Below are 20,015 nucleotides of genomic sequence, written 5' to 3'. Positions count from 1 at the left end.
GGCTCGCCTCAGGTAGCGACATAGAGATGCAGTCGTTCAATCAGTAAATGGGCGGGCAGCGCGGCCGGTACGTGTTTCGGGCGGATAGTGCGGCGGTCATAATTCAGCAATTCCCCCAGCGCCGGCACCGTGGCTCCCTGCTGCGTGCGGCAGAGCACGATAAGCGGAGAAGGGCAGGCGTATTGCACCTGCTTTTGCCGCGTTTTGTACCACACCCGCGCGATCGGCTGTACTTTTACCGGCCGTTTGATTTTCAGCGGGGTGTCCGGCGGCAGTTTTGACACCTGGTTAATCTCATCGCGCACCCGCTCCCGCCACTGCTCCCGGGTGTAAGGGGGGACCGCGCGACCGCCTTGCAGACTTTTTTGCAGCATCGTCAGCACTTCCTGGCGCGTCAGATTTTTGATAACCTGTTTATTTGCCCAGCCGAAACGCACCGAGTCTGGATCGGTAATCACCTGCAGGCCGCGATAGGCGCTCAGAGTTTTCAGACCGCGCAAATGGCGATGTACAAAGTCAAAACGCTGCTCCGGCGGGAGCTGCGACTCGACGGTAATCAACTGGGCCAATTGCGCTTTAAGGTCGTTGATTTTCCCCATCAAGGCGAGGGTGGACGCATACTGATCATCATCTACGGCGAAGCATAAGGCGTCCGGTAGACGAATCGCCGCTTTGCCGCTGCTGTCAGTCTTCTGATGATAAATAAACAGGCGCTGATAATGAGCCAGACCGGTCGCCAGCGCGGTTTTTCCCACTTGCTGTTGTACTTCGAGCGTGGTGATTTCGGCCTGCTCCTGACCTTTTTCCACTTCAGGGAGGGTAAATACGCGGGCGGCCAGCAGACGAAAACCGCCAAGTAGCGGTCCTAGGGCCTCCAGGCGCAGCTGCAGGGTGTTGAAGTAGGCATTAAGACGCTGTGTCAAATCCAAAGAGGGCATAGTTCCATCTCGTTGTTAGTTACAACATACTATAAACTTTAACACTATTCTACTGCTATCACCTTAGCGAAAGAAAAACCGTCACGTCCAGAAACCTCGGCAGGGAATCACCTCAACCCGCGAGCGCGTGCCGTTCACATCCATGAGTAGCAACACGGGCGAAAGCGCATAACGAAGGGAGGGAAGAGCAGGGCCCCCGCATGCCTTCGCGCCTCGCCGCGGCCCTGGCGCCGACATCATGCTCCTGGACGCTAACGGCAAAAACGCAAGGCAGGCCGCACGATGAAAGCAGGGGAACCCTGCGCCGTCGGCGGCTGCCGCATTTGCGCCACCAAACGGCTTTAGCCGCTCAGCGTTATACCGCGCGCAGTTCCGGCAACCGGCGCAGGCGTTGGGCGACGACGTAAAGGCCAACGAGCAGGAGCACGGTAATAAAGGCCACAACGCCCGCCCAGCCGTAGCCATGCCAAAAGAACCCGCCCAGGGTACCGGCGGTACTGGAGCCGAGGTAGTAACAGAACAAATAGCCTGTCCTTTGGCGCGACGCGCGCGGCGGCCAATCCAACCGCTGGAGACGGTGCGACCCTGTACACGATTCTGTGTAAATGTCTTTTCTCAGAAGTGACCGTCCAGGCGGTCACCGAACTCGATAATAAAGCGGCTCATTGCCATGCGCCAGTCCCTCAAAGGCATTGTCCATTTCTGTGAGGCCGCCTGTATCGCCAGCCACACCACCTTTTTCACTGCGTCGTCGGTCGGGAACACCTTGCGCTTTTTGATGGCATGCCGGATCACGCTGTTTAACGACTCGATGGCGTTGGTCGTGTAGATCACCTTGCGGATGTCCGTTGGGTAGGCAAAGAACGTGGCCAGATTGGCCCAGTTTGCCTGCCAGCTTCGACTTATTTGCGGGTAGCGGATGTTCCCAGGCACTGGAGAACGCTTCCAGCGCCTGCAAGCCGGCTTCTTCCGTAGGGGCCTGATAGATAGCTTTCAGGTCGCGGGTGACGGCCTTGTAGTCCTTCCAGGAGACGAACCGCAGGCTGTTGTGCACCATATGCACGATACACAGCTGGAGCCGCGCCTCCGGATACACCGCGTTAATAGCGTCAGGGAAACCTTTCAGCCCGTCTACGCAGGCGATAAGGATATCGTTCAGGCCGCGGTTTTTCAGCTCTGTCAGCACGTTCAGCCAGAACTTTGCGCCTTCATTTTCGGCCAGCCACATACCTAGCAACTCTTTCTGGCCTTCGATGTTGATGCCCAGCGCCAGGAACACAGATTTGTTGATGATGCGGCTGTCCTGCCGGACTTTTAGAACGATACAGTCAAGATAAACAATGGGATAGACTGCATCCAGAGGCCGGTTTTGCCATTCAACAACCTGCTCCATGACCGCATCGGTGACCTTTGAGACCAGCGCCGGCGAGACATCGGCGTCATACAGCTCTTTGAACGCGGCGGCGATCTCGCGGGTGGTCATCCCTTTGGCGTACAACGATAAAATCTGGTTATCCATCCCGGTAATCCGGGTCTGGTTCTTCTTCACCAGTTGCGGTTCAAAGGAACCGTCACGATCGCGCGGAGTACGCAGCTCCAGCGGGCCATCGCCAGTGGTAACGGTTTTTGTGGAATAGCCGTTGCGGGCGTTGGTCTCCGGTTTAGGCTGATTTTTATCGTAGCCGAGGTGATGGGTCATTTCGGCATTGAGAGCTGCTTCGACGCTGATTTTTTTCAGTAGCCGATCGAAGTGACTGAGATCTTCAGGGGTTTTGAGATTTTTGGCCAGTTCGTTAGCCAGAGCCTGCAACTGTTTTTCGTCCATAAATTAACCTGTTTTTGATGTTGGATTGAACATATCAAAATCAGGCAAATACACAAATTTCTAAACAGGCTCGACCGGAACCAGCACCCGGCCCGCCGGTAGAAAGACACACCCCCAGCTCGCCGGTCAATTTGGCATGCGCGGTGGCCATAAACGCCGCCATTTCCTCATGGCGTACCTAAATGAATTCGATCCCCTCGCCGTCCTTGGCGGCACGCTGTAGCGCGCCCAGCACGCCATTGATGCCGTCGCCGGGATAACCGTAAATACGGGTGACGCCCCATGATTTCAGACGCTCCACAAAAAAATCGCTGGTTTTGGTTGCCATGTGTCTGCCTCAGATACGCGTTCGGCGCCGCCCGTCGTCGCAGCGGCCGTTTGATTTTGCTAATAAAATCGCTTATCCAAGCATAGTTCAATTTAACGAGTCCGGCCGGCGGCAACGCCGGGGCGCGCGACGTGGCCGGCGCGCGAACGCGACGCCATACGGCGAGGGAAAGGGTCAACGGGGGGAGTTAGCGGTTTTCGGCGTTATCGGCAAAGCGGCGGAAAATTTGTAACGTTTCGTCACTGACGTGATGCTCAATGCCTTCGGCGTCGCGGCGCGCGGTTTCGGGGCTGACGCCCAGCGCCAGCAGGAAAGATTCCACGATCTGATGGCGCATGCGGCTTTCGTGGGCCAGCGCCTCCCCCTCGGCGGTCAGAAAGATACCGCGATAGGGCTGCTGCTCTACCAATCCCGCCGCGACCAGCCGCTTAAGCATCTTGGCCACCGTCGGCTGCGAAACACCCAGCCGCGCCGCCAGATCAACCTGGCGCGCTTCACCGCAATCGCGGATCAGATCGGCAATTAGCTCGACATAGTCATCTATCAGCTCGCGCCGATGCGCCTCACGCACCTGCAAGAATCCCTGTACATGCTCTTTCACGTCCACCAACGGCGTGAGATCGCTGAACAGTGCGGATGAATCACCCTGGGTCATGCCTGTTCCTCGTTATGTCATGGCCAACGGTCCCGCGCGGGCGGGACAGGCACATTGTGGCTAAGCATTTTAAACGAAGAGCGGGCGAGTACAAAATTTTGAATTAATTGCTTTTGCTATCTAATATAGCCCGTGCTATATCTGTCTATTATGCACGCGCCACGCCAGCAAGGCACCGACGACAGGTCGCCACGGCGTGGCGCTTGCCACGCCAACATAGGCGTGATTGCCGCTGTTACAGACGCTAACCGCTACCCGGGAAATCGCCATGGCCAAGACACCTTCTCCTTGTCACGTTCTCACCCGCTCGCCCTTCACGCTGCGCCTGATGCTGGCGGGGATGCTGATCGCGCTATTCACCGGCAGCGCGCGGGCGGAAAAACCTTTTCAGGTCATTACCACCTTTACCGTGATTCAGGATATGGCCCGTCAGGTCGAGGGCGAGGAGGGAGGCGTAGGTCCATTCCATCACCCGCCCAGGCGCGGAGGTGCATGATTATCAGCCCACGCCGCGGGATATCGTCAAAACGCAGAAGGCGGATCTGATCCTCTGGAACTGCATGAACCTTGAGCGCTGGTTTCGCCGCTTCTTCGACCAATTACACGGCGTGCCGTCGGTGGTGGTGACCGAGGGCATTGACCCCATGCCGATCCGCGACGGCGCCGCCCGTGATCGGGTTAACCCCCACGTCTGGATGTCGCCGGCCAATGCGCTGGTGTATGTGGAAAATATCCGGCAGGCGCTGGCGAAATACGATCCGGCCCATGCGGCGATTTACAATCGCAACGCGCAAGCTTAGGCCGCTAAAATCAAAGCCATCGATGCGCCGCTGCGCGCCCGACTGGCGAAGATCCCCGACGAGCAGCGCTGGCTGGTCACCAGCGAGGGCGCATTCAGTTACCTGGCGCGGGATTATCGCTTGCGCGAGGTCTACCTCTGGCCGATCAACGCCGACGAACAGGGCACGCCGCAACAGGTGAAAAAGGTTATCGATACCGTACGCCGTTATCACATTCCGGTGGTGTTCAGCGAAAGTACCATCTCCGATAAACCGGCGCGCCAGGTCAGTCTTGAATCCGGCGCCCGCTACGGCGGCGTACTGTACGTCGATAGCTTGTCCGCCGCCGACGGGCCGGTCCCCACCTATCTCGACTTGCTACGCACCACCGTTGACACCATCGCCACCGGGTTCGGTCAATGAGCGCACCCGCAGCGGCACAAGATCCCACTCGGCTTGCGGTGAGCGGGCTGACGGTCACCTATCACAATGGCCATACCGCTCTGCGCGACGCCGGCTTTACGCTTGAGGGCGGCACCCGGTGCGCCCTGCTGGGCGTAAACGGCAGCGGCAAATCCACACTGTTCAAGAGCATCATGGGAATGGTGCATTCAAGCGCCGGCCTGATTCGTCTTAACGATCTGCCGGTGGCGCTCGCCCTACGGTAGAACCTGGTGGCCTATGTACCGCAAAGCGAAGAGGTCGACTGGCATTTTCCGGTGCTGGTGGACGATGTGGTCATGATGGGCCGCTACGGTAAAATGTCCTGGCTGCGCCGCCCGTCGCGCGAAGATCGCCTACAGGTAGATCGGGCGCTAGCGCGCGTGGATTTGACCGCGCTGCGCCGGCGGCAGATAGGTGAGCTGTCTGGCGGCCAGAGAAAGCGGGTGTTTCTGGCACGGGCGCTGGCGCAGCAGGCACGAATACTGCTGCTGGATGAACCTTTTACCGGAGTCGACAGCCAGACCGAAAGCACCATCATCAGCCTGCTGCGCACGCTGCGCTCGGAGGGTCATCTGGTGCTGATTTCCACCCACAATCTCGCCAGTGTGCCCACCTACTGCGATCGGGTGGTGTTGGTTAACGGCTCCTTCGTCGTCGCCGGTCCGCTGCATGAGACCTTTACCGCCGGCAATCTGCGGCGCGCCTTCGGCGGCAGCCTTCCGCTGCAAGTAACGACGGGAGCGCCGGCCGATGCTTGAATGGGCCCTGGAGCCGCTGCATTACGCCTATATGCGCAACGCGATCGGGGTCAGTGCCCTGGTGGGCGCCTCCTGCGCGTTTCTGTCGGCGTTTGTGGTGTTAAAAGGTTGGTCGCTGATGGGCGACGCCCTATCCCACTCCGTCATGCTGGGGGTGGCGGCCGCTTATGCACTCGGTCTCCCCTACGCCGCCGGCGCCTTCGTTACGGGCCTGCTGGCGGCGCTAACCATGGCGCTGACGCGGCACCTCACCCGCCTGCGTGAAGAAGCTATCATTGGCTACGTGTTTTCTACTTTTTTCGCCGCCGGGCTACTGCTCGTTTCGCTCAATCCCACCGCGGTGAATGTGCAAACGATTCTGTTCGGCAACATCCTCGCTATTGCGGCGCCAGACGTACGCCAAGTGCAATGGATAAGCGGCATCACCTTTGCGGTGCTGTTTTTTCTGCGCAAGGATCTGCTGGCGGTATTTTTCGACGAAACCCACGCCCGTTCTCTCGGACTGGCGCCGCTGCGCCTTAAACTGGTGTTTTTTGTCCTGCTCAGCGCCAGCGTTATCGCCGCGCTGCAAACCGTCGGCGCAATCTTGGTCATGGCGATGGTGATAACGCCCGGCGCGACCGCCTGGCTATTAACCGACCGTTTTTCACGTCTGATTACATTGTCGGTCGGCTTTGGTGCCGTCACCTGTGCCGTCGGCGCCTGGTTAAGCTATTTTGTCGATGGCGCCACCGGCGGGGTAATTGTCACCCTGCAAACGCTGCTCTTTTTGCTGACCTGGATCGTCGCGCCGCGCTACGGTCTGCTGGCCGCCCGCCGACGCCGGCGCGCCCCGCAAGAGGGCGTCCGATGATGGGATTTGACTGGTTGACCAAACCTTTAAGCTACCCCTTATGCAGCGCGCGCTGCTAGCGGCGCTAGCAACGGGGATTGTCTGCGCGGTGTTATCGTGTTTTTTGGTGCTTAAAGGGTGGTCGCTGATGGGCGATGCGATTTCCCACGCCGTGCTGCCGGGGATCGTACTGGCCTATGCCGCCGGTTTCCCCCTGGCGGTGGGCGCTTTCGTCGTCGGGGTCAGCTGTGCGCTGGGTACCGGCTATATATCCGCGATCGCTGCCGGCTGAAAGAGGACACGGTGATGGGCATACTCTACACCGGCATGTTCGGCCTCGGTCTGGTGCTGTTTACCCGTATTGATACCGATCAGCACCTTAACCATATTTTATTCGGCAACGTGCTCGGCATTTCCCCGCGCGAACTGCTGCATACTCTGTCGATTGCCGGTATGGTCACCCTGGTGCTGCTGCTCAAACGGCGGGATCTGGCGCTGTACTGCTTTGATGTCGGACAGGCGACGGTGCTGGGCCTGCGCATTCCTGTGCTGCATTATGGCCTGCTGTGCCTGCTGTGCCTGCTGTGCCTGCTGTGCCTGCTGGGGTTGACGGTAGTGGCGGCGCTTCAGGCCGTGGGAGTCATTCTGGTGATCACCATGCTGATTACACCCAGCATCACCGCCTTAACGTTATGCAGTCGCTTTGATGCCATGCTCGCGCTGGCGCTGCTTACCGCCGCTGTCGCCAGCATCAGCGGCACGCTGCTGAGTTTTCATTTCGACGCCGCCACCGGCCCCTGTATTGTGCTGGTACAGAGTCTGCTGTTTGTACTGGCGCTGGCCTACCGCCACGCCAGCGGCAGACGACGCGTAACCCGCGGCGTGCGGCCCTGAGCCACCCCTTCAATGGCGCCTCCCTACCGGGGCGCCTGCTTTGCGCAGGAAAATGGGTCTTACTTAGTATGACGCTCTTCGATGTTGTCCTCCTTTCATCCATTGAATATTTAACAAATGATCCTCTAGACTAATATTTGTATCGTCGCTGCAGCTAACGACTTAAAGAGCTAGCATCTATAAATTGCAATGCGAGTAGAAAACCATTTTCAACCGAGGTCGTTTTCTCATTTCACATGTAGCAGCGGTAGTGCTGTAGTGCTGTAGTGCTGTAGTGCTGTAGTGCTGTAGTGCTGTAGTGCTGTAGTGCTGTAGTGCTGTAGTGCTGTAGCGCATAATCTAATAACGTGAACGTTAAGCAAGCAGTGCACACAATGAGGAAAATCAGTAATAACAACAGGCACTTTAAATACAACAATCACTTAACTTCTTAGCAATTATTCTCACAAAGAATAAGTTTAACATACAAGGTTTTAAATAACATGCCGCTAAGATGAAGATGGCTTGAGAGCGATCGCCCGCTTTTTTTTGGTTTTTTAGAATGGGTAGACGATTTTTAAAATATGTTTCATCGAAGCGGATATGTTTTGCGTGATTTCGGGGTTTTGATAATAGCAATTACCTATAATTCATTGAAAAATATTAAAATCATCTATTTGCATTTTACCGACACAGATTTAAACCGGTGCACGTTTCTACTTTTGGTGAATGGCTTCACCAATTTACTTCATCCCATATTGCAACGCCTTTCTTACGCGGTAATTTGACATGCGCATTATGATTACCTACCCATAGCCTGCGATGTGGTGGAGTAAATGATTCATCTTCAACCCAAGCAATATCTTGTTTCAGCGCCACAACTCCTATATCATGACAAGCTAAACAAGGATGGCTTAGAATTAATGCTTCAAGGTATGCATGAGAGTAAAAATTAAATCGTTGTTATCAGGCTGGGAAATTGGTGATAAAGATCAATATGCTGAAGCTTACCATATCTATGGGGGAAGCACGGCTACACATCCTGATATACTTCCGTTTTTTCATGGCAAAGCAAAGTGCAACCACACCTATTTCATTAAACGTAATTCAACAGGTGAATTAATTGGCGACTGCTGTGCTTGGGGACATCGTTATCTCGCTGGCGACACCAAAGCCAGGGCAAATTTGTGTCTAGAGCAGTACCCTTTGACCTGCGGTGAAATAGCTTTACCCATCTCATCTTCGCTAAAGCATTTAGTTCCTTTTAGAACAAAATACTTGTCCGACTTAAACAGCAATGTCATTAATGCAACGTATAAACTTAATAGTCACCGGCAAATGCAATTAGCGAAAGGGTGTGGCCAGCATGGTTTCCGCTCAAAAGCAAAGACTAGTAGAAACAGGGAGTTGCGAGACTTTATCGCAATGGGAGGAGAAGTTAAAGACCAATCCGAATTTAGGAGCCTGTTTAGAAATTTGTGTATTTGCCTGATTTTGATATGTTCAATCCAACATCAAAAACAGGTTAATTTATGGACGAAAAACAGTTGCAGGCTCTGGCTAACGAACTGGCCAAAAATCTCAAAACCCCTGAAGATCTCAGTCACTTCGATCGGCTGCTGAGAAAAATCAGCGTCGAAGCAGCTCTCAATGCCGAAATGACCCATCACCTCGGCTACGATAAAAATCAGCCTAAACCGGGGACCAACGCCCGCAACGGCTATTCCACAAAAACCGTTACCACTGGCGATGGCCCGCTGGCACTGCGTACTCTGCGCGATCGTGACGGTTCCTTTGAACCGCAACTGGTGAAGAAGAACCAGACCCGGATTACCGGGATGGATAACCAGATTTTATCGTTGTACGCCAAAGGGATGACCACCCGCGAGATCGCCGCCGCTGGTCTCAAAGGTCACCGATGCGGTCATGGAGCAGGTTGTCGAATGGCAAAACCGGCCTCTGGATGCAGTCTATCCCATTGTTTATCTTGACTGTATCGTTCTAAAAGTCCGGCAGGACAGCCGCATCATCAACAAATCTGTGTTCCTGGCGCTGGGCATCAACATCGAAGGCCAGAAAGAGTTGCTAGGTATGTGGCTGGCCGAAAATGAAGGCGCAAAGTTCTGGCTGAACGTGCTGACAGAGCTGAAAAACCACGGCCTGAACGATATCCTTATCGCCTGCGTAGACGGGCTGAAAGATTTCCACGACGCTATTAACACGGTGTATCCGGAGGCGCGGCTCCAGCTGTGTATCGTGCATATGGTGCACAACAGCCTGCGGTTCGTTTCCTGGAAGGACTACAAGGCCGTCACCCGCGACCTGAAAGCTATCTATCAGGCCCCTACGGGAGAAGCCGGCTTGCAGGCGCTGGAAGCGTTCTCCAGTGCCTGGGACATCCGCTACCCGCAAATAAGTCGAAGCTGGCAGGCAAACTGGGTCAATCTGGCCACGTTCTTTGCCTACCCAACGGACATCCGCAAGGTGATCTACACGACCAACGCCATCGAGTCGTTAAACAGCGTGATCCGGCATGCCATCAAAAAGCGCAAGGTGTTCCCGACCGACGACGCAGTGAAAAAGGTGGTGTGGCTGGCGATACAGGTGGCCTCACAGAAATGGACAATGCCTTTGAGGGGGACTGGCGCATAGCAATGAGCCGCTTTATTATCGAGTTCGGTGACCGCCTGGACGGTCACTTCTGAGAAAAGGCATTTACACAGAATCCGGTACGGGCTCAGCCCTTTATCGCTTGAATTTCATTATCTTCATGTTTTACAAGTGTTTTTTTAACTTAACTCAACAGTGTTCAAGGTGGGTAAAGACCCTATTCAATCCCGTGTAAATGTGCCTAAAACACCGTCATTCGAGTCCAGAATCTCGTCCTTACAACATCATGTCCTGCTCGTTTTTCACCACGATGTCTAAAAGCCTTAAATCCGCTGTAAGCCGCGCCAGAACAGCGCTTACACGTGGTTTTATGGCGCCCTGTAAAGTCCAGGAATGATTGCCATCCCACACACCCCCTATACCGCAACAGAGGAAGCTGGCGCTAAATATTTCCCGCCGGTTGCCGATAGTGAAGCATAAGTCGGGCTTTCCCGCTCGGCCCCCTTTTTCCGGTCGGATTGCTGCGCAGGTTTATAGGCCGCAGTTAGCAAGCGCGCTCCGGGTAACTCGCCGGCCGGCGGCGGTCCAGCCTCGCAGCTTAGGAGATGACGATGAACGAAAGCGTGCAAGCCCCCAACACCACCGGTAGCCAGCGCCGTACCCGCGTGCGCTGCATCGATCGCACGTTGCAAATCCTCGATTGTTTACAAAACCGGCAATGCCCCGCCACCACGTATGAAGTGGCGAAAGATCTTGCCGCCCCGTTATCCAGCATTTACTCGCTGGTGGACGTGTTGGTGGCGAGCCGTTTACTGGAACGTGACGATAACGGCATGATTTGGCTGGGTGCGCGGCTTTATCGCTACGGACTGGCCTATGCGCGCATCCATGGCCCGCTCGCGACAACCGCTACCGCCGCGTCTAAAAGCGCGCCGGGCCGCGTCGTGGCGGCGGTAACCGAAGCGCCCTGGGCCAAAACGTCCTCACGGGATAGATAACGTCGTCAGTGCGGCCAGCGGCGAGGCGCCAGGCTTCTTATGCGGGCGCGGCGGCCGCCAACGGCGTAAGCCTCGGCGGCGGGATTTCCCGACCGATGGCGCCGGTTGAGGGTAGCGTTCCGGGGAGAGTTTCCTTAAGATGAGGCAACGGCAGCCTGCCGCGACGGGCGATTTCACCTTTTGTTGTCATTTTTTTTTATAGGGCTCACATCAATGGAAACGATTCTCAGACATCTACCGGTTAATCAACGCGTGGGTATTGCTTTTTCCGGGGGTCTGGATACCAGTGCCGCACTGTTATGGATGCGTCAGAAAGGGGCGGTGCCTTACGCCTACACCGCGAATCTCGGCCAGCCGGACGAAGATGACTACGACGCCATTCCGCGCAAGGCGTTAGCCTACGGCGCAGAGAAAGCCCGTCTGATAGACTGTCGCAAGCAACTGGTGGCGGAAGGTCTGGCCGCCCTGCAATGTGGCGCATTTCATAATACGACCGCCGGCGTGACCTATTTTAACACCACCCCGCTTGGCCGCGCCGTAACCGGTACCATGCTCGTGGCCGCGATGAAAGAGGACGGCGTCAATATCTGGGGCGACGGCAGCACTTACAAAGGCAACGATATCGAGCGTTTTTATCGCTACGGTTTGCTGACCAATGCCGAGCTGAAAATCTATAAACCCTGGCTGGACACCGACTTTATCAATGAGCTCGGCGGACGCCAGGAGATGTCGCAGTTTATGACCGAAGCCGGCTTCGATTACAAAATGTCGGCCGAAAAAGCCTATTCCACTGATTCCAACATTCTCGGCGCCACCCACGAGGCGAAAGAGCTGGAATATCTCAACTCCAGCGTGAAGATCGTCAACCCCATCATGGGGGTCAAATTCTGGGATGAAAACGTGCGTATCCCGGCGGAAGAAGTGACCCTGCGCTTTGAACGCGGACTGCCGGTGGCGATCAACGGCCAGCGCTTCGACGACCAGGTCGCGCTGCTGCTGGAGGCCAACCACATCGGCGGGCGTCACGGTTTGGGCATGAGCGATCAAATTGAAAACCGCATTATCGAGGCCAAAAGCCGCGGCATTTATGAAGCACCGGGCATGGCGCTGTTGCATATCGGCTATGAACGATTGGTGACCGGTATTCATAACGAAGACACCATCGACCAATATCACGCCAACGGTCGACAATTGGGCCGTCTGCTGTATCAGGGCCGCTGGTTCGATCCGCAGGCGCTGATGCTGCGTGACGCGACCCAGCGCTGGGTCGCCGGCGAAATAACCGGCGAAGTGACGCTGGAACTGCGCCGCGGCAACGATTACTCCATACTGAATACGGTTTCCGATAATTTGACCTATATGGCGGAGCGTCTCACCATGGAGAAAGGGGAATCGATTTTCTCGCCGGAAGATCGTATTGGTCAGCTAACCATGCGTAATTTGGATATCACCGACACGCGCGCCAAGCTTATGAACTACATTAGCACCGGCCTGCTTTCAGCCGCCGACGACAGCGGCGTCCCCCAGCTTGAGGATAAGCACGGCGATTAACCCCACAGCGCGGCTCGCCTCGACGGCGGGCCGCGCGGTCCAAATAGCCCCCCGTTGCCGTCGTTAACGCCCAGCACATGTCTTGCTAACTTGATCGAGGCGGGTTAAGCGTCTATTCTTAGCTTACGCTTTGCTCTTAAGGAGCCGCAGGCATGATAATTGGCCGCCATGTCCCCCCGATGCCACCAGCGTCCTGCGTCGACACGCCGTCAACGCGACAGCCAAGCGCAACGCCTGCCGCACCGATCGCGGCAATCCGCGGGATCTCCCTGCGCCGGGCTGGCGGGGACGGCCTCGCGTTTTGCCCACACGCACGAGCCCCTGCTGCTGCCCCGTCCGCGCGCGCTGTCTCCCGCCAGGGTCCGCCAGAAAAGTCACCCGTCAGAGCAACGGCGTCAGAGCCACACCCCGATGCGAATAAAAACTTGCCTGCGCCAGCCGCTACTCGATGATAGGCGCCGCGAGCTGGAGTATTATCTCAATCGACGCCTGTTTTTCGCCGATAGCCACCGACTGTGGCCGCAAGCGCTCCGTTCGTTTCGCGGTGGTATACGCCAGGAGGCCAACGACCAGAACACGCTGGACATCGCCCTGGAAATCGCCCAGGGCATCAAGCGTCTGGGGTTATTAGAGGGCCTGGACTGCCGTGACATCATACACGACGACCTCCACTATCGGCGCTATGGGGCGGATTCCTCGTCCCAGCTGGCGCAGCTGCTGCAAAAACGCGATCTCATCAACGGCGTTTTGACATTGGGGCCGCCAAGGGCGCTGAGCGGCTGTTTGGTTAACGCACCCGATCTCCAGGCGCTCAACGTCATCGTGTTCGCGGACCACCTCTATTTGCTGGACGCGCCCCGTTGCCATTATCAGCATCTCTCGCTGCCCTTGCGACCCGCAGGCGCTAACTATGGCGCTGGACGGTTTTTTACCGGAGACAGGCCAGCCGCCGGCGCCGTGTTTCCGTTTGCACCATATCGGGTTCTTTTAACGCCGCAGCGGGCGTGCCAACGGCTCGATTGAGGCCCGGCCAATAACGATGGTAAACGATAACTATTTGCAACATGGCGCCTGCTCCTTATGATTGAACTTTAGCCAGGAAAGGGAAACGCACCATGGGCGAAACATCACTTAACACGCCGTGCTGTATAGTCGGCGGCGGGCCAGCCGGTCTGATGCTCGGCTATTTATTGGCGCGGGCGGGGGTAGCGGTGACGGTGCTGGAAAAACATCACGATTTTTTACGCGACTTTCGCGGCGACACCATCCATCCCTCTACCCTTGCCATCCTGCATCAGTTGGGATTGCTTGAGGGGCTATTGGCGTTACTCCACCAAAAGGTGACGACCCTTCGCGGCGGACTACAGGGTAAGACGGTCACAATGACCGATTTCAGCCGTCTTCCCGGCCGCTGCCAATATATGATGCTAATGCCGCAGTGGGATTTTCTCAGTTTCCTGGCGCAACAGGCGGCACTGCTGTCGGGCTTTACCCTACTGCGCGCGACGCGTGGCATCTCATTATGTCGGCACCAGGGGCGGGTTGTCGGCGTCAACGCCGAAGACGACGCCGGCCGACTTACCATTACCACCCCGCTGGTGATAGGTACCGACGGCCGCAGATCAATGGTGCGCGCCGACGCCGGGTTGCAGGTGAGGAATTTCGGCGCGCCGCGCGACGTGGTATGGATGAAGTTGCCGAAAGAGGCGGGCGATGCCGGTTAGGCCAGCGGCCACGGCGGGCCGAAAAATAATTTCATCATGCTCGACCGCGGTGACTATTGGCAGTGCGGCTACAGCATCGTCAAAGGTAGTTTCGACGGCTACAGCAGCAGGGATTAGCGGCGCTGCTAATGCAGGTGGCGGCGGTGGCGCCGGTCAGCGTCGAACGGCTTCGGCGGCATATCACCGACTGGCGGCAGGTAAAATTGCTGGATATCCGCATTGACCGGCTGACGCATTGGGCCGCGTCCGGCGTGTTGTGCATCGGCGATGCCGCCCATGCCATGTCGCTCATTGGCGGCGTCGGCGTCAACCTGGCCATCCAGGACGCGGTGGCTACCGCGAATTTGCTGGCTAAACCGCTGGCGCGCGGCGCGGTCAGCCTGCGTGAGCTTAATCGCGTGCAGCGCCGCCGCCAGTTCCCGACCCGCGCCACCCAGGCGCTGAAAATTATGATGACCGGTAAGGGACATCGACCCACCCGCCCTGCGCGCGCACCCTCGACATTGGAATTATGGCTGCGTCAACGTCCTTGACTACCGCGCCTGGCCGGCAGGATTATTGGCTTGGGGTTTCAGCCAGAACGACCGCGGCGCGCGCTGTTGCGGGGCATACAGACCGAAACGCAGCCGCGATAGCTCTCATCCCACCGCCCGCGGGACGTAGACCGTTCGCCGCCACCCTGCGCCGCAGCGAACGCGTTGCCCGGGCACGTTGGCTCTTCCCCCCCCCGTCGGCAGATTGCCTTACACTGTCTCCCTCTGGCTGACGCCACGCTCAGCAGTGTCGGATTCGCCCTCAGCTCAGGAGTTTGTGTTGAACGTCTGTGAATATACCTTGCCCGGCATGTTCATCAAAGAACATCGGGTAAAAGTACCGTTGGATTGGTCGCAGCTGCGAGACGGCCGCACGCTGGATCTGTTTGTGCGCGAGGTGGTGTGGACCCGCGCAAGCGCCATCAATCGTTACCCAAACTCGCATTTCTTCAGGGAGGCCCCGGCGGCAAAGGGCCGCGTCCCCAGGGCGGCGGGCCGGTATGGCTTGCCGAGGCGCTGAAAACCCACCGGGTGATCTTGATGGATCAGCGCGGTACCGGGCGCAGCAGCCGGGTCGAAAGCGCTACCCTGGCGTCGATGGACGGTCAGGCCCGCGCGGCCTATTTGTGGCATTTCCGCGCCGACAGCATCGTGCACGATTGCGAATTTCTGCGCACGGCACTGTTTGGCGGCGACCGTTGGGAAACGCTTGGCCAGAGCTATGGCGGCTTTTTAACCCTGACCTATTTATCTCTCTGGCGCCCGAAGGTCTGTCCGCCTGCTATGTTACCGGCGGGCTGCCCGGCCTCGATGCGGATGCCGATGAGGTTTACCGGCGCACTTACCCGCGGGTGGCGGCGAAAAACGCGCGCTACGACCACCGTTATCCTGCCGACGCGGCGCGCATCGCCCGTCTGGCGGACGTTATCGCCGGTAGCGACGTGCGGCTGCCGGATGGCGATCACCTGAGCGTGCGCCGGTTGCAAACGTTGGGCATGGCGTTCGGCATAGCGACCGGTTTCGACCAGGTGCATGGCCTTATCGAAGAGGCATTCAGCGACAGCGCCGAAACTCGGTTGTCGGATCATTTCCTGATGGCGGTCATGGCGGAAACCGGTTACGACGGTAATCCGCTGTATGCGCTGCTGCAAGAGGTGATTTATGGCCAGCCCGGGCACGCCTGCCGCTGGGCGGCGGAGCGGGTACGGGGGCAGTTTCCCGCTTTCCAGCCCGACACCCGGCCGCTGCTGTTTACCGGCGAGATGATCTATCCCTGGATGTTCGACGAGATCCGCTCGCTGCGCCCGTTTCGCGCCGCGGCGGCGCATTTATCCACCCGTCAGGATTACCCGCCGCTGTATGACCGCGACCGGCTGGCAAACAATGAGGTTCCGGTCTCGGCGGTGATTTATCACGATGACATGTACGTCGATGCCGAATTGTCGTTGGCTACCGCCGCGCGGGTGGGCAATCTGCAAGCGTGGGTGACCAATGAATTCGAGCACGATGGCCTTCGCCAGTCCGGGCGCGTATTTCGCCGTTTGCGCCAGGAACTCGACGACTGTGGCGGGCCCCTGCGTTAAAGACGAGCGGGTACGGGGTTAGGACGTCAACGATTGCGGCAGCGCATTGCGTCCGGCGCGCCAGTGATAAATGTTATGATCCACCCAGCGCTCGCTAATTTTTTCCGCCTGCGCCTGCCGCAGATAAAAACTGAAGCCCAGCCGCTGCGCCACGCGATTGCTGGGCAGGTTTTCTACGCCGCAGCGCAAGATAAACGTATCGAGCCGGCCGTCCGCCAGATACCAGGTCATTAACGCCAGCACGGCGCGGGACATCAGACCGCGGCCGGTCATCTCGGCGGCCAGCCAATAGCCTATCTCCCCCACGCTGCCGCTGATGCTGTTCAGCGATAGCACCCCGCTGACCCGCTCCTGGAGCCACACCAGGTAGACCGCCGACTCTCCGGCAGCGTAAGCGCGGCGATTGGCGCGCACCGTCGCCAACGTATCGGCTTCGCAACGGACCGTTTCAGGCCAGGCGAGATGGCGGCTCAAGTGCGCGCGTTCCTGCTGCACCAGATGGAACAGCGCCGGGGCATCTTCCTCGCGCGGCAGCGCCAAGCGGAACGCCGGCGCAATAATCCGTTGTCGGTAGTCCATCCTTACTCTCCCGCCACCACCGGCGTCAGCAGCGGCTGACCGTTCAGATGGCAGGCCAGGTTTTCCAGCATCTGCCGGTACATCGCCGTCATCGCCTGGGGGGAGCGCGCCGCCACCACATGGGGCGTTATCAGCACATTATCCTGCGCCAGCAGCGCGGGCGGTACCTGCGGTTCACCTTCGATAACATCCAGCGCCGCGCCGGCGATGGCCTGCGCCTGCAGCGCCGCGGTCAGCGCCGCCGTATCGACCACGCTGCCGCGGGCGATATTAATCAGGAAACCCTCCGCGCCCAGCGCCGTGAGCACCCCCTCATCCACCAAATGCCGGGTGGCAGCGCCGCCGGGAGTCGCAATGACCAAAATCTCGCACCATTGCACCAGCGCCGTTGCGCTAGAGCAGTAATGGTAAGCACAATCCGGTTTCGGGTGACGGTTATGGTAGCCGACCTCCATGGCAAATCCGCGCGCGCACCGCTCGGCGATGTTGGCGCCGATTGTGCCCAGCCCCAGGATCCCGACCCGTTTGCCGCTCAGCTGCGGACGCAAACGCCGCGACTGTTGCCACTGGCCGCGCCGCACGATCCAGGGGGGCGATATCGCGCACCAGCGCCAGCATCAGCGTCATCGCATGATCGGCCACCGAGGTGTCATTGGTGCCGCGGCCGTGGGTCACGCGGATGCCGCGCGCGGCGGCGGCGGCCAGGTCGACGCGCTCATAGCCCACCCCCAGGCAGCAAATCAGACGCTGCGTGGGCAGTTTGTCCATCTCCTGAGCGCTTATCCCAAGCGACCCGATCGTCAACAGGACGTCAATTGCGGCCGCATCGAACAATTCATCTTCGGCGGATCCCTGCGCCGCGGTTGCCGGCACGGGCCGCAGCGAGCCGTCGGGCCACAGTGGGCCGGTGTGATCCGCTCGCGGCGCCAGATAGAGCGTCACGCCCGCGGCGGCGAATGCCGGCCGGTGCGTGGGGGGAACATCGATGTGTGATAAGAGACGGACCGTCATAACAAAACCCCGTGCGCAGAATACATTACCCTACTCCTTTGTTGGCCTGGACAACCGTTTAGCGCGCCTTTAATGCCGCGGCCGCCGTCGCGACCTGCGCCAAGCGCCGGGCGCGGAAGGCCGCCTGCCGCTCGCGTGCTTCGTGCACAATCGCGGCCGGCGCCGTGGCGGGATGGCTGGCATCAAACGGCGGCGCCGGCGCATATTCCAGCCCCAGTTGGATAGCTTGCGCCACACTCTCTCCCGCCACTTCCGCCACAACCGTCAGGGCAAAATCGATGCTGGAGATGACGCCGGCGCCGGTGATAAGATGACCATCGCGCACCACCCGCTCGGCGCGCGGCAGGGCGCCGAAGAGTGACAGGCTCTCCAGCATCGACCAATGGCAGGTGGCGCGCCGCCCTTGTAACAGACCGGCGGCCCCCAGGATTAATAAACCGGTGCATACCGAAGTGATATAGCGCGCCCCGGCCGCCAGTCGGCGGATCTGCGCCATGAAACGCGCATCAAGCATCGCTTCGGTGCAGCCCGGTCCACCGGGAAGGCACAGCAAATCGCAGTTTTCCACCGCCTCCAGCGCGTCGAGCTGGGAAAAATGCAGGCCGCTGGCGCTCACCGGCGCGCCTTCGAGGGACGCGACGCGCACCGAGGCCCCCTGCCAATGGCTGAAAACCTGATGCGGCGCGGTGAAATCCAGTTGTGTTACGCCGGGATACAGCGCGAAAAGCAACGTAAAGGGGGTGGACATCCAGCATCCTCAAACAAAGGCGAACCGCATCGCAGCCGCGCCACGAGGTTATTTGGGTGACCGGCAGTGCGCGCGAACGGGCAATCCGCCCAGTTAGTTATCATCAAAACAATTAAATTAGTATACAAAATGTGCGCCATAAGTAAAGCCGCACGGCCTTCTGGCCATGACGGCCATCACATTCCCGTCCTGCGCCGGCACCGCATTCGGCGTCGCCTAAAGCGCCCTGCTAACCGCCGTCAGCGGCTCATCGTCCTTAACGGTAGGTACGCGCGGCCGCTGTCGCCACCCTGTCCGGCTATTCGGCCGCCTGTTTTTTCTGCGCCTCGAATTGTAGGTTAACCAGCATAAACCCCCCGTCGATGACGAAAGATTGACCAGTGGTATAGCTTCTGGCGTCGCTGGCAAGCCAGGCCACCATACCGGCTATCTCGCGCACATGGCCCGGGGCGGCCGAGGGGAATACCCGGTTCGGGAGTATGCCAGGCCGCCTCTTCGTTCATATCATTGATAGGCGTCGCGATCATACCGGGCGCCACCGCATTGACTAAAATGCCATACGGCGCGAGTTCCAGCGCCAGCGATTTGGTCAAGCCACCCAGGCCGTGTTTAGCGGCGGTATACGCCCCCGCGTTGGGTAGCGGGGTATGTTCATGCACTGAGGTAATATTGATGATGCGCCCGCCCGAGCCCTGAGTCTTCATGACCCGGGCGGCGCGCTGGGCGCACAGGAAAGCTCCGTCGAGAACAATGGAAAAGACCTGTCGCCACCGTTCATACTCAAGCGTCAACAGCGGGTCGTTATGTCTGGCGCCGGCATTATTGACCAACACATCCAGTCGACCGAAAGCGTTGGCAAAATCATCAATCACCTCGGCGGCGGCGGGCGGCGTGGTCAAGTCCAGCGCCGCCACCTGGCGAGCGGTGTCCTCGGCGCCCTGCCTGTCGGAATGCCAGGTGATGCCGACATCATACCCCTGGGCGGCCAGCGCCAGCGCGGCCGCTTTGCCGATACCGGAATCCGATGCCGTTACCACGGCGACTTTTTGTATTGTCTCGGTCATACTTTGTCTCCTGCGTCACCACCCCGGCGCCGGGCCGAATTGCCGGCGCCCCCGTGCCCGCCTCATGCAGTAATAGACGGTGGCGCCGCGGCCGACCGTTGACATGATGACGCGTTGATTTAGGATAAATTGGTCAGACGGCACCCGCGCCGGCGCCGCGTGTTGCCCTACCTCACCGTCTC

14 protein-coding genes and 9 pseudogenes are annotated in these 20,015 nt (G+C 58.5%); 12 read left to right on the top strand and 11 right to left on the bottom strand.

Translation table 11 applies throughout. From position 1 onward, the window contains the following. Positions 1 to 8: 8 nt before the first annotated feature. From tus to mntR, 5 genes and pseudogenes are all read right to left on the bottom strand, one after another. On the bottom strand, positions 9 to 938 hold the full coding sequence (gene tus / locus SOPEG_RS12515) for a DNA replication terminus site-binding protein (protein WP_025245596.1): 930 nt from the start codon (positions 936 to 938) through the stop codon (positions 9 to 11). 355 nt (positions 939 to 1,293) lie between these two features. Further along, positions 1,294 to 1,517: pseudogene (locus SOPEG_RS12510) on the bottom strand (MFS transporter); the annotation flags it as partial. A 36-nt stretch (positions 1,518 to 1,553) separates the two neighbouring features. Beyond that, positions 1,554 to 2,763: pseudogene (locus tag SOPEG_RS12505) on the bottom strand (IS256-like element ISSoEn2 family transposase). Between the two features lie 82 nt (positions 2,764 to 2,845). Then, a pseudogene (locus tag SOPEG_RS24795) lies at positions 2,846 to 3,091 on the bottom strand (thiamine pyrophosphate-binding protein); the annotation flags it as partial. Between the two features lie 187 nt (positions 3,092 to 3,278). Next, positions 3,279 to 3,746 carry a manganese-binding transcriptional regulator MntR gene (gene mntR / locus SOPEG_RS12500; protein WP_025245594.1) on the bottom strand — a complete coding sequence of 156 codons (468 nt, stop codon included), beginning with the start codon at positions 3,744 to 3,746 and terminating at the stop codon, positions 3,279 to 3,281. A gap of 328 nt (positions 3,747 to 4,074) precedes the next feature. On the opposite strand from mntR, the pseudogene SOPEG_RS12495 reads away from it, so the two are divergent. The 4 genes and pseudogenes from SOPEG_RS12495 to SOPEG_RS12480 all read left to right on the top strand — a co-directional run bounded on the left by SOPEG_RS12495 (position 4,075) and on the right by SOPEG_RS12480 (position 7,453). Beyond that, positions 4,075 to 4,948, top strand: a pseudogene (locus SOPEG_RS12495) (metal ABC transporter substrate-binding protein). After that, positions 4,945 to 5,727: pseudogene (locus tag SOPEG_RS12490) on the top strand (ATP-binding cassette domain-containing protein). The pseudogenes SOPEG_RS12495 and SOPEG_RS12490 overlap by 4 nt, the downstream one beginning before the upstream one ends. Further along, positions 5,720 to 6,580 carry a metal ABC transporter permease gene (locus tag SOPEG_RS12485; protein ID WP_025245590.1) on the top strand — a complete coding sequence of 287 codons (861 nt, stop codon included), beginning with the start codon at positions 5,720 to 5,722 and terminating at the stop codon, positions 6,578 to 6,580. Before SOPEG_RS12490 ends, SOPEG_RS12485 begins: the two are co-directional and overlap by 8 nt. 40 nt (positions 6,581 to 6,620) lie before the next feature. After that, positions 6,621 to 7,453: pseudogene (locus SOPEG_RS12480) on the top strand (metal ABC transporter permease). 714 nt (positions 7,454 to 8,167) lie between these two features. Here SOPEG_RS12480 and SOPEG_RS28300 read toward each other — a convergent pair. Continuing rightward, complete coding sequence (locus SOPEG_RS28300; RefSeq protein ID WP_158382398.1) at positions 8,168 to 8,311, bottom strand: hypothetical protein; 144 nt, start codon at positions 8,309 to 8,311, stop codon at positions 8,168 to 8,170. 60 nt (positions 8,312 to 8,371) lie between these two features. On the opposite strand from SOPEG_RS28300, the gene SOPEG_RS24790 reads away from it, so the two are divergent. From SOPEG_RS24790 to SOPEG_RS29580, 8 genes and pseudogenes are all read left to right on the top strand, one after another. Further along, positions 8,372 to 9,055: a GNAT family protein gene (locus SOPEG_RS24790; RefSeq protein ID WP_071882197.1), complete on the top strand. Its 684-nt coding sequence runs from the start codon at positions 8,372 to 8,374 to the stop codon at positions 9,053 to 9,055. After that, positions 8,965 to 10,137, top strand: a pseudogene (locus SOPEG_RS23000) (IS256 family transposase). The gene SOPEG_RS24790 and the pseudogene SOPEG_RS23000 overlap by 91 nt, the downstream one beginning before the upstream one ends. Before the next feature lie 516 nt (positions 10,138 to 10,653). Then, positions 10,654 to 11,040, top strand: a complete 387-nt coding sequence (locus SOPEG_RS12470; RefSeq protein WP_038468712.1) for a helix-turn-helix domain-containing protein — start codon at positions 10,654 to 10,656, stop codon at positions 11,038 to 11,040. Between the two features lie 213 nt (positions 11,041 to 11,253). After that, positions 11,254 to 12,591 (top strand): argininosuccinate synthase, encoded by a 1,338-nt coding sequence (argG, locus tag SOPEG_RS12465; RefSeq protein ID WP_025245587.1) that lies wholly within the window; start codon positions 11,254 to 11,256, stop codon positions 12,589 to 12,591. 411 nt (positions 12,592 to 13,002) lie between these two features. Continuing rightward, positions 13,003 to 13,614 (top strand): hypothetical protein, encoded by a 612-nt coding sequence (locus SOPEG_RS12460; RefSeq protein ID WP_025245586.1) that lies wholly within the window; start codon positions 13,003 to 13,005, stop codon positions 13,612 to 13,614. A gap of 92 nt (positions 13,615 to 13,706) precedes the next feature. Further along, positions 13,707 to 14,845 (top strand): annotated as a pseudogene (locus SOPEG_RS12455) (FAD-dependent oxidoreductase); the annotation flags it as partial. Between the two features lie 405 nt (positions 14,846 to 15,250). Continuing rightward, positions 15,251 to 15,817, top strand: a complete 567-nt coding sequence (locus SOPEG_RS29585) for an alpha/beta fold hydrolase (protein ID WP_236851469.1) — start codon at positions 15,251 to 15,253, stop codon at positions 15,815 to 15,817. Further along, complete coding sequence (locus SOPEG_RS29580; protein WP_236851467.1) at positions 15,700 to 16,431, top strand: hypothetical protein; 732 nt, start codon at positions 15,700 to 15,702, stop codon at positions 16,429 to 16,431. The genes SOPEG_RS29585 and SOPEG_RS29580 overlap by 118 nt, the downstream gene beginning before the upstream one ends. Before the next feature lie 18 nt (positions 16,432 to 16,449). On the opposite strand, the gene SOPEG_RS12445 is transcribed toward SOPEG_RS29580, so the two are convergent. The 5 genes and pseudogenes from SOPEG_RS12445 to SOPEG_RS12430 form a co-directional block, all read right to left on the bottom strand. After that, the gene (locus SOPEG_RS12445; RefSeq protein ID WP_025245585.1) at positions 16,450 to 17,010 is read right to left on the bottom strand and encodes a GNAT family N-acetyltransferase; all 561 of its coding nucleotides are present in this window, start codon (positions 17,008 to 17,010) and stop codon (positions 16,450 to 16,452) included. A gap of 2 nt (positions 17,011 to 17,012) precedes the next feature. Then, positions 17,013 to 17,558: an NAD(P)-dependent oxidoreductase gene (locus SOPEG_RS29575; RefSeq protein WP_236851813.1), complete on the bottom strand. Its 546-nt coding sequence runs from the start codon at positions 17,556 to 17,558 to the stop codon at positions 17,013 to 17,015. Next, a complete protein-coding gene (locus tag SOPEG_RS29570; RefSeq protein ID WP_236851465.1) occupies positions 17,446 to 18,021 on the bottom strand; it encodes a Rossmann-fold NAD(P)-binding domain-containing protein in 576 nt (191 codons plus the stop codon). Before SOPEG_RS29570 ends, SOPEG_RS29575 begins: the two co-directional genes overlap by 113 nt. Before the next feature lie 58 nt (positions 18,022 to 18,079). Continuing rightward, entirely contained in the window at positions 18,080 to 18,769 is a 690-nt protein-coding gene (locus tag SOPEG_RS12435; protein ID WP_025245584.1) for a DJ-1/PfpI family protein, read from the bottom strand. Positions 18,770 to 19,067: 298 nt separating this feature from the next. Continuing rightward, positions 19,068 to 19,833, bottom strand: a pseudogene (locus tag SOPEG_RS12430) (SDR family oxidoreductase). Between the last annotated feature and the right edge of the window lie 182 nt (positions 19,834 to 20,015).

It is taken from the genome of Candidatus Sodalis pierantonius str. SOPE, from assembly GCF_000517405.1.
GTDB classification, from domain to species: domain Bacteria; phylum Pseudomonadota; class Gammaproteobacteria; order Enterobacterales; family Enterobacteriaceae; genus Sodalis_C; species Sodalis_C pierantonii.
This window is presented reverse-complemented; position numbering and strand designations above follow the sequence as displayed.

Bases quoted from the DNA above. Each gene is read 5' to 3' on its own strand.
- tus (WP_025245596.1), bottom strand. From the start codon at position 938: ATGCCCTCTTTGGATTTGACACAGCGTCTTAATGCCTACTTCAACACC.
- mntR (WP_025245594.1), bottom strand. From the start codon at position 3,746: ATGACCCAGGGTGATTCATCCGCACTGTTCAGCGATCTCACGCCGTTG.
- SOPEG_RS12485 (WP_025245590.1), top strand. From the start codon at position 5,720: ATGCTTGAATGGGCCCTGGAGCCGCTGCATTACGCCTATATGCGCAAC.
- SOPEG_RS24790 (WP_071882197.1), top strand. From the start codon at position 8,372: ATGAGAGTAAAAATTAAATCGTTGTTATCAGGCTGGGAAATTGGTGAT.
- SOPEG_RS12470 (WP_038468712.1), top strand. From the start codon at position 10,654: ATGAACGAAAGCGTGCAAGCCCCCAACACCACCGGTAGCCAGCGCCGT.
- argG (WP_025245587.1), top strand. From the start codon at position 11,254: ATGGAAACGATTCTCAGACATCTACCGGTTAATCAACGCGTGGGTATT.
- SOPEG_RS12460 (WP_025245586.1), top strand. From the start codon at position 13,003: ATGCGAATAAAAACTTGCCTGCGCCAGCCGCTACTCGATGATAGGCGC.
- SOPEG_RS12445 (WP_025245585.1), bottom strand. From the start codon at position 17,010: ATGGACTACCGACAACGGATTATTGCGCCGGCGTTCCGCTTGGCGCTG.
- SOPEG_RS29570 (WP_236851465.1), bottom strand. From the start codon at position 18,021: ATGACGGTCCGTCTCTTATCACACATCGATGTTCCCCCCACGCACCGG.
- SOPEG_RS12435 (WP_025245584.1), bottom strand. From the start codon at position 18,769: ATGTCCACCCCCTTTACGTTGCTTTTCGCGCTGTATCCCGGCGTAACA.